This is a genomic window from Selenomonadales bacterium (assembly GCA_018335585.1).
Taxonomy (GTDB): domain Bacteria; phylum Bacillota; class UBA994; order UBA994; family UBA994; genus UBA994.
Genome location: JAGXRZ010000067.1, coordinates 1 through 3,586, shown reverse-complemented (window position 1 = coordinate 3,586; position 3,586 = coordinate 1). Strand labels below are relative to the sequence as shown.

Below are 3,586 nucleotides of genomic sequence, written 5' to 3'. Positions count from 1 at the left end.
GGAGGTAAAGCACACACCCTACCGCCCCGTAGAAGGGCACAACCGCAGCCGCCGTCGCTGTACTCAACGCAAAGGCTAACGCGGTGTGCAAGGCAGAGGGTTTGTCACGCATGAAAGCCACATAGAAGGTAGCTCCGGAGGCTAACAGCAGAGAGAAAACGAAGCTGACAAGTGCATCCGGCAAGCTACCCGCCTCCACATCGCATTATGCGTTTACATTTGCGCTAACAACCAGTTACAATTGGGGTGACGCGAATTCTTAGGAAAGGGTGTTTTGCAAATGGCTCTTAACCAAAACTGGGACCTCGAGTCGATTTTCCCGGGGGGCAGTAGTTCGCAAGCGTACATAGCTTACCTAGACTCGCTTGACGCGGCGCTAAAGTCCTTGCTCGCCGAAACGTCCGGTGCCGCTCCGGCAGACGCAGAGCAGTGGGTAGTGCTGCTCGACCGCGTACAGGACTTGGCAAAAAAAGTGCGACATGCCGGTGCCTTTGTGGGTTGCCTGACGGCACAGAATGTCAAAGACGAACAGGCGAAGCTCCTAGCTGGCAGAATGCGGGTTATCGGCGCGGCCTTGGCCTCGTCCCTAACCTACCTCGACAAGCACGTCACCGATATGAGTGAGGAAGAGTGGCTGTCGCTCGCTTCTCATCCTTCACTTGCTCCCATCAAGTTTAACCTCGACGAGCGGCGCCGCCGCGCCAAAGAAAAGATGCCCACCGCACAGGAGACTCTCGTCAACGACCTGTCGATTGACGGCTATCACGGCTGGTCCACCCTCTACGACACAGTCGTCGGCCGTATGTCTATTGCCATAGAGGAAAACGGCAAGACGGTGCGCTTGTCGCCGGGTCAAGCCGAAAATAAAATGAAGAGCCCGGACCGCGCGTTGCGCGAACACGTCTTCGCGCGTTGGGAAGAGGCTTGGGCCAATGAGGCCGACTTCTGCGCGCTGGCCCTAAACAACTTGGCCGGGTTTAGGCTAAACCTTTATAAGCACCGCGGTTGGACGGACGTCACCTATGAGCCGCTCGACTACAACCGCATGCAGCCTGCCACACTCGCGGCGATGTGGTCGGCCATCGACGCCAATAAGGGGCGGCTGGTTAAGTTTCTTAAGCGCAAGCAAGAGCTGCTCGGCACGGACAAGCTAAACTGGCATGATGTAACGGCACCGCTTGGCTCCGCCGGCAGCCATATGAGTTTTGATGAAGCCGCAGAGTTTATTGTCGAGCAGTTTCGCCGCTTTAACCCGGCCATGGCCGACTTTACCGCCAAGTGCTTCCGCGAGCGCTGGATTGAAGCGGAAGATAGGCCCGGCAAGCGCCCGGGGGCGTTTTGCACCACCTTCCCGGAAAAACAGGAGAGCCGCGTGTTTATGACTTTCTCGGGCACGATGGGCAATGTCACTACGTTAGCACATGAACTCGGGCACGCCTATCACCAGTCGGTGATGAACGAACTGCCGCCTTTCGCGCAGCAATACGCGATGAATGTCGCGGAAACAGCCTCCACCTTTGCGGAGGTAGCGGTAGGCGACGCCGCCTTAGCTCTGGCCAAATCAAAGGACGAGAAGATTACGCTGATCGAGGATAAGCTGCAACGCGCGGCAACACTGCTAATGAACATCCAAGCGCGCTACCTTTTTGAAACGCGTTTCTACGCGGAGCGCAAGCTGGGCGTGGTCAGCAAACAGCGCCTCAACGAACTGATGGTGGCGGCGCAAGAGCAGGCTTTTGCCGATACTCTGGATAAGTATCACCAGCATTTTTGGGCGGCGAAGCTTCACTTCTACAATACCGGCGTGCCGTTTTACAACTTCCCCTACACCTTCGGCTACCTCTTCGCCACCGGCGTATACGCGCAGGCCATGAAAGAAGGGCCCACGTTTGCCAAAAAGTACGACGACCTGCTGCGCGATACCGGCCGCATGCGGACGGAGGACTTAGCCCGGCTTCACCTCGGTGTAGACATTACGCGGCAAGACTTCTGGCAGTCGGCCATCGACACGGCGCTAGCAGAACTAGACGAGTTTTTAGCGCTAACCGCAAAAGCTTAGGGTCGAAGCCTCACGCGACTTAAGCGCAGCGCGCCGTTTGGCCCGACGTCAATGCCCTCTACGGCCGGCGCGTAAGCCGCATAACGCACCGGGGCAAACAAAAACAGCCAAGGTGCGTCCTCTCTGACGAGCGCCTGCAGACGCTGAAGCTCCGCGAGCGCGGCGGCCGTAGGCCAGGCCCGCACCTCGGCCAGCCGCTTCTCTAGCTCCGCATTAAAGTAGCCGCCGGCGTTGTTGTTCTTGTGCGAAGCAACGGGGCGCGTAAAATTCGCGCTAAGCACCTCGTAAACTTCCCCCGCATAGGGCCGCCAGTGCATGAGCCACATGTCTGGCGGTTTTCCTGTGTCAAGGCGCGTGAAAAGTTCGCCTTGCGGTAAGGCGACCACCTCCACACTTATGCCCACCGCCGCTAGATCCGCCTGCACCGCTAGGGCTAGCGCCTTCGTCTCGCGTCGGTCAGCGACCAGAAGTTCCAGCGGAGCGGCCTGCGCAAAGTTAGCTTCCGCCAGCAGACTGCGTGCTCGCGCCGGGTCGTGGGGCAAGGGCTGAACAGGCGCGTGCCCAAAAATCGCCGGCGAAATGGGGGAAGCCAGAGCCAGCCCTTGTATACCGGCCGCCGTCATAAGGCGCTCTCTGTCTACCGCATAGTTTATGGCCCGCCTTACTCTTACATCGCTAAGCTCGCGGCGGGCGAAGTTAAACCCCACAAAGTACACTTCCTGACGCGGCAGCCTAAGTGTGGTCAGTCCCGCGGCAGAAGCCGGTTCTCCCGACGCCGCGGGGAAGGCGGCGTGCGCTTGGCCCTGCTGAAGCAGAGCGAGGCGCTCTTTGGGGTCGGGGACGAAGAGGAACCTGAGATGCGTCTTAGGTTTCAAGTCGGCGTTCCAGTAGTAGGGGTTAGGCTCAAGCTCTACATAGCGCCGGCCGTGCCACAGAATAAGGCGAAAGGGGCCGGTGCCCACGGCCGTGTGGGTGAGATTATGTAGCGGGTCGCGGGCTCGCTTGTCTAGTTCCCGCGCCGACTTAAGGCCCGCGGCGGGATGCGCGAAGTAATAAGGCAGTGCGTAGTCCGCCCGCTTGCTGGTAAAGGTAATGGAGTAAGGGTCGTTGACTGTAATGGTGTCAATAAAGTCAAACAGGTAACGACGCGCCATTTCGTTTCTGGCATCTAACAAAAAGGCAAAGTTCTGTTTTACGGCCGCGGCGTCAAAGGGCGTGCCGTCGTGAAACCTGACGTCTCTGCGCAGGGTAAAGGTGATGGCGCGTCCGTCCTCACTGACCGTAAAGTCTGTGGCAAGTTGTGGCAAAATAGTATTGTTCTCGCCTAACGCCAGTAACCCTTCGAAAATAACTTGTTGTACGACCGGCGATATATGGTCGACAGCATTAAAGGGGTCGAGCGTAATCGGCTCGGCCTCTATGGCTACAACTATCTCTTGCGGCGCAGGCTGCCGCGCAACTAGCCAAATAAAGGGGGCAACGAGTAATACGACCCCCACCGTCACCAGAATGATTCGCTTCATGTGC

Annotated in this window: 3 protein-coding genes; 1 reads left to right on the top strand and 2 read right to left on the bottom strand. The window is 58.1% G+C overall.

Annotated elements, in window-relative coordinates:
- The coding region (locus tag KGZ66_12010) for a hypothetical protein (GenBank protein MBS3986311.1) at positions 1-184 on the bottom strand (184 nt) is incomplete at its 3' end.
- 96 nt (positions 185-280) lie between these two features.
- Between KGZ66_12010 and KGZ66_12005 the strand changes: the two genes are divergently transcribed.
- Positions 281-2,059, top strand: a complete 1,779-nt coding sequence (locus KGZ66_12005) for a M3 family oligoendopeptidase (GenBank protein MBS3986310.1) — start codon at positions 281-283, stop codon at positions 2,057-2,059.
- On the opposite strand, the gene KGZ66_12000 is transcribed toward KGZ66_12005, so the two are convergent.
- Positions 2,056-3,586 (bottom strand): hypothetical protein (locus KGZ66_12000; GenBank protein ID MBS3986309.1); only part of this gene is annotated, 1,531 nt, incomplete at its 5' end. The two genes, KGZ66_12005 and KGZ66_12000, sit on opposite strands and share 4 nt — an antisense overlap.